Annotated in this window: 6 protein-coding genes; 4 read left to right on the top strand and 2 right to left on the bottom strand. The window is 71.4% G+C overall.

Annotation, left to right across the window (positions count from 1 at the left end; translation table 11 throughout):
• A partial coding sequence (gene holA / locus ACWCO3_RS30875; protein ID WP_450013396.1) for a DNA polymerase III subunit delta occupies nucleotides 1-836 on the top strand: 836 nt, incomplete at its 5' end.
• Entirely contained in the window at nucleotides 833-1255 is a 423-nt protein-coding gene (locus ACWCO3_RS30870; protein WP_145779397.1) for a hypothetical protein, read from the top strand. The genes holA and ACWCO3_RS30870, both read left to right, overlap by 4 nt.
• Nucleotides 1256-1369: 114 nt before the next feature.
• Here ACWCO3_RS30870 and rpsT read toward each other — a convergent pair whose 3' ends face one another.
• Nucleotides 1370-1636: a 30S ribosomal protein S20 gene (gene rpsT, locus ACWCO3_RS30865; protein WP_030491765.1), complete on the bottom strand. Its 267-nt coding sequence runs from the start codon at nucleotides 1634-1636 to the stop codon at nucleotides 1370-1372.
• 335 nt (nucleotides 1637-1971) lie between these two features.
• Nucleotides 1972-2958, bottom strand: a complete 987-nt coding sequence (locus ACWCO3_RS30860) for an aminoglycoside phosphotransferase family protein (protein WP_145779398.1) — start codon at nucleotides 2956-2958, stop codon at nucleotides 1972-1974.
• Between the two features lie 61 nt (nucleotides 2959-3019).
• On the opposite strand from ACWCO3_RS30860, the gene ACWCO3_RS30855 reads away from it, so the two are divergent.
• A complete protein-coding gene (locus ACWCO3_RS30855; protein WP_145779399.1) occupies nucleotides 3020-3556 on the top strand; it encodes a DUF4240 domain-containing protein in 537 nt (178 codons plus the stop codon).
• Nucleotides 3557-3672: 116 nt separating this feature from the next.
• Nucleotides 3673-5408 (top strand): translation elongation factor 4 (gene lepA / locus ACWCO3_RS30850; RefSeq protein WP_450013393.1); only part of this gene is annotated, 1736 nt, incomplete at its 3' end.

The raw sequence follows: 5408 nt of genomic DNA, 5'->3' as shown, positions 1-5408 counted from the left end.
GAGCGCTCACCGTCGGCGAGATCGCCGAGATGCTCAGCCCGTCGCTGTTCGGTGGGCGGCGGCTGCTGATCCTGCGTTCCGGTCAGGACGCGCGCAAGGACCTGGTCGCCGCGCTGCTGGCGTACGCGAAGAATCCCGACCCGGACGTCCAACTGCTGGTGCTGCACCTGGGTGCCGCCAAGGGCAAGGCGTTCGCCGACGGGCTGCGGGCCGCCGGCGCGACCGTCGTGCCGGCGGTCAAGCTCAAGGGGCACCGCGACCGGGTGGCCTTCGTCCGGGACGAGATCCGCCGAGCCGGAGGCAAGTGCACCGACGACGCCGCGGAGGCGCTCATCGCGGCCGTTGGCAACGACCTCCGCGAACTGGCCGCCGCCTGCTCCCAGCTGATCGCCGACACCGACGGGCGGATCAGCGCCGAAACTGTCGCCCGCTACTACCGGGGTCGGGTCGAGGTGACCGGCTTCACGGTGGCGGACGCCACCATGGTCGGCGACGTGCCGGCGGCGTTGGAGGCGCTGCGCTGGGCCCTGCACGTCGGGGTCGACCCGGTGCCCATCGCCGACGCCCTGGCCGACGGAGTGCGCACGGTTGCCAGGGTGGCGTCGGCCGGGCGGGGCAACCCGTACCAGCTGGCCAGCAGCCTCGGCATGCCCGCGTGGAAGATCGAACGGGCGCAGCGACAGGGGCGCGGTTGGACCCCGGAGGGCCTGGTCCGGGCCATGCAGGTCGCCGCCGAGTGCAACGCGGCCGTCAAGGGCGGCTCAGACGACCGGGCGTACGCACTGGAACGGGCGGTCTTCTCCGTCGCGGCGGCCCGGCAGGGCAGCACCAGGTGACGGGGGCGAACCGCCCGGCGTGGGCCACCATCGGAGTGGACGAGGAGCGGTACCGGCCGCTCTACGCCCGGATCCTCGGCCTGCGGTTCGTCAACCCCGGCGGCGTGCTGTGCTTCCTCTTCTTCGAGGGCACCATCGCCCTGGCGGTGCTGCTCGCCCTCGCCGAACTTGTCACCTGGTGGGCGGTGCTGGTGCTGCCCGTCGTGGTGGCGGCGATGGTCAAGCTCAACGACATGGTGGCCGCGATCGTGGTCCGCTCCGCAGCGCTCGTGCCCGAGCAGGAACGGGACCGATTCCGCCGCCAGATGGAACCGGCGGTCGGGCGAGCCCAGGTGGAGTGGATCTCGCAGAGTGTGACCGGCGTGGTGATCACCGCAGATTCGGTGCCACCCCCTCGCCGCGCCCACCCGTCAGACTGAGCCCGGCCGCCGGGAAACGACCAATCAGGCCCAGCCTGGCTGGCCCGACTGCGGACACACGGAAGCCCCGGGCCTGGGCCCGGGGCTTTCCGAATCAGTCTGACGGTGAAGTCGTCAGGCGGAGAGCGACACCACGCGCTTCGCGATCGCGGACTTGCGGTTCGCGGCCTGGTTGGAGTGGATCACGCCCTTGCTGACGGCCTTGTCCAGCTTGCGCGAGGCGTCCAGCATGAGCGCGGTCGCCTTCTCGACGTCACCGGCCTCGGCAGCCTCGTGGAACTTCCGGACGGCGGTCTTCAGCGACGACTTGACCGACTTGTTGCGCAGCCGGGCCTTTTCGTTCTGCCGGTTGCGCTTGATCTGGGACTTGATGTTCGCCACGCGACAGCCTCGTCTTGATAGCTCGGGTTGGTCAGCTTGTGCGCTGGATGACGAACATGCGTCACCGCCGCGCGAAGAGCCAGGTTACCAGGTCGCCCGGGACGAGCCAAAACGGCTCGGCCCGAACGGGGCCCGTCCTGGGTCGAGAGCCTATCCGAACGCTCGAACGCTTGATTCACTCGGCTTCCTGGAAACCGCGCCATCCGACCGTGGCTGACAGACCGACTTCAAGGAACCCGAGTCGATCACGGGCCGGGGCCGCCGGGGGTGCCGAGGCCGCCGGGCCCGCCGGGTGTCGGGGCCGCCGGGCCACCGGAGTCGCAGGCGGGCCGCTGTCAGCGCCAGCCCTGACGGCGGGCCAGCCAGTCGAGCGATTGTTCCCCGCTCCACCGCTGGTGGGCGGGCAGGTGCGGCGAAGCCGTCGCCGGTGCCGCCGCCGCGCCCGTGAGGTAATAGCCGGCCAACGCGGCCAGGGTCGCGTCCAACGCGTCGGGCGGTGCGCCGGCGGTCGCCGGGTGGGTGGCGAAAAGCCGGTCGGCGTCGAGTCCACTGGCGTACGCGGTGAGGAGCAGACCGGCCAGGTCGAACCAGGCCGGCCCGGAACACACCCAGGTCCAGTCGCAGAACCAGGCTCGGCCGTCCGCGCCGATCAGCACGTTGTCGACTCGCAGGTCGCCGTGGATCAGCCCGGTCGCCTCGGCGGCGTACCGGGGGAGGAGGGACTCCAACGCGACCAGGTCGGGCACCCGATCCAGGGTCGACGAGGGCAGCGGGGGCGGGGGTTCCCGACCGGCGGCGACCTCCTCCCACCAGAGGATGTCCGAGCGGGCCAGGTCGGCCAGGTGTGGCAGGCCGAGGGCGGTCAGCTCGGCCGGTGGCTCGGCCAGGGCGGCGGCGACCTCCGCGTACCCGGCGAGGGTGGCGTCCAGCTCGGCGGGCACCCACGGCAGGCGTGGGGTGTGGCCGTCGACGGCGTCGGTGCAGAGCACGAACCAGCCGGCCTCGTACAGCGTCCACCGGGGCCGGGGCGCCGGTAGGTCGGCCGGCAGCCGGTCCAGGATCGCTGCTTCCCGGGCGTACCACTCGACCAGGTGCGGTTGCTCGGCGGCGGGTGCCGCCTTCACGAAGGCCCGGCCGCCGGCGGCGGTGTGGAGCACCGCGGCGAAGCCGCGGGTGAAGCCCGCGCCCGCGACCCGGGCGGTGACCACCGGCGTGCCGAGCCGGTCGGCGACCGCGGCCCGCAGCGTCGCCGGCAACGTCGACCACGACGGCCGCTGGGCGCTCGCGTGGTAGGGCACCGGCGGCAACGAGGGAGAGGACACCGCACCATGCTGCCCCGGGGTGCGTGCGCGACGCGCGGCGACACTGCCAGACTGCCAAGCCATGAGGACCGAGGACTTCTGGCAGCTGATCGACGAGGCTCGGGCCGGCGGCGGGGGAGAGCCCGGGCCGGTCGCCGCGCGGGCCGTCGCCCTGCTCGCCGAGCGCGATCCGGAGGACATCGTCGGGTACGCCCGGCACCAGACGCGGGTGCTGGCGGCCTCGCACAAGGCGGACCTGTGGGGCGCGGCGTACCTGATCAACGGTGGCGCCTCGGCCGACGGCTTCGAGCACTTCCGGGGCTGGCTGATGACCCAGGGGCGGGCGGTCTTCGCCCGCGCGGTCACCGAACCGGACTCGCTGGCCGAACTGCCGCAGGTGCGGGCGGCCTCGCTCAGTGGTGAGGAGTTCTCCGCCGAGCGGATGCTGTCGGTGCCCTGGGACGCGTACCGCAAGGCCACCGCCACCGAACTACCCGCTGACCGTGACCCGGTGCGGACGCCGGACCTGAACGACTTCTGGGACTTCGACGACGAGGAAGAGGCGCGTCGGCGGTTGCCCCGGTTGGCCGCGCTCTTCGTCGAGCCGCCCCTGGAGTGAGGTGTCCGCGGACCGATGCATCGCCCGCGCAGTGGGCGCACCCCGGCGGCGTGGGAACATAGAGGGGGTCGGCGGCGCGCCGGCCTGTTCACGTCAGCCGACCAGAACGGACCGCTGTGCCACCGAAGCTCGATCCCGGCGCGAACGCCCCTGGTTCCACCGACCCCGGTCGCATCCGGAACTTCGGCATCATCGCCCACATCGACCACGGGAAGTCGACCCTGGCCGACCGGATGCTGCAGCTCACCGGCGTGGTCGATCCCCGGCAGATGCGCGCGCAGTACCTGGACCGGATGGACATCGAGCGCGAGCGCGGCATCACCATCAAGAGCCAGGCCGTCCGCATGCCCTGGACCATCCGTGAGGGTGAGCGGGCCGGCGAGCACGCGGTGCTCAACATGATCGACACCCCGGGGCACGTCGACTTCACCTACGAGGTGTCCCGGTCGCTGGCCGCCTGCGAAGGCGCCGTGCTGCTGGTCGACGCCGCGCAGGGCATCGAGGCGCAGACCCTGGCGAACCTCTACCTGGCGCTCGAGAACGACCTGCGCATCATCCCGGTGCTCAACAAGATCGACCTGCCGGCCGCCCAGCCGGAGAAGTACGCCGAGGAGTTGGCCCACCTCATCGGCGGTGATCCCGCCGACTGCATCCGGGTCTCCGGCAAGACCGGCGAGGGCGTCCCGCACCTGCTCGACGAGATCGTCAGGCAGTTCGTTCCGCCGGTCGGTGAGGCCGAGTCGCCCGCCCGCGCGATGATCTTCGATTCGGTGTACGACGTGTACCGCGGTGTCGTCACGTACGTCCGGGTCATCGACGGCCGGATCAGCGCCCGCGACCGGATCAAGATGATGTCCACCGGCGCCGTGCACGAGCTGCTGGAGATCGGCGTCATCTCGCCCGAGATGGTCAAGGCCGAGGCGCTCGGCGTCGGCGAGGTCGGCTACCTGATCACCGGCGTGAAGGACGTCCGGCAGTCCCGGGTCGGTGACACTGTCACCATCAACAGCCGGCCGGCGGCCGAGCCGCTCGGTGGCTACAAGGACCCTAAGCCGATGGTCTACTCCGGCCTCTACCCGATCGACGGGTCCGACTACCCGAACCTGCGCGAGGCCCTGGACAAGCTCAAGCTCAACGACGCCGCCCTGGACTACGAGCCGGAGACGTCCGGTGCGCTCGGGTTCGGCTTCCGCTGCGGCTTCCTCGGCCTGCTCCACCTGGAGATCATCCGGGAGCGGTTGGAGCGCGAGTACAACCTCGACCTGATCTCCACCGCCCCGAACGTCGTCTACCGGGCGATCACGGACGATGGCGCGGAGATCGTCGTGACCAACCCGAGCGAGTACCCCACCGGCAAGATCGCCGAGGTGTACGAGCCAGTGGTCCGGGCCACCGTGCTGACGCCGAACGACTACGTGGGCGCGGTGATGGAGCTCTGCCAGGGCCGGCGCGGCACCCTGCTCGGCATGGACTACCTCTCCGCCGACCGGGTGGAGCTGCGCTACACGCTGCCCCTCGCGGAGATCATCTACGACTTCTTCGACCAGTTGAAGAGCCGTACCAAGGGCTACGCGTCGCTCGACTACGAGCCCTCCGGCGAGCAGGCGTCCGACCTGGTGAAGGTGGACATCCTGCTGCACGGCGAGCCGGTGGACGCGTTCAGCGCCATCGTGCACAAGGACAAGGCGTACAACTACGGCGTCACCATCGCCGCCAAGCTTCGTACGCTGATCCCGCGCCAGCAGTTCGAGGTGCCGATCCAGGCGGCCATCGGCAGCCGGGTCATCGCCCGCGCACCGCCGCGTGACCGGCGCCGTCCAGCGTCGACGCCTCGGTCACCACCACCGCGGCC

The sequence above is a fragment of the Micromonospora sp. NPDC002411 genome (assembly GCF_053592955.1).
The sequence above is the reverse complement of the archived record's forward strand: the minus strand, read 5'-3'. Positions and strand labels throughout refer to the sequence as shown.

Bases quoted from the DNA above. Each gene is read 5' to 3' on its own strand.
- ACWCO3_RS30855 (WP_145779399.1), top strand. From the start codon at position 3,020: ATGAGGACCGAGGACTTCTGGCAGCTGATCGACGAGGCTCGGGCCGGC.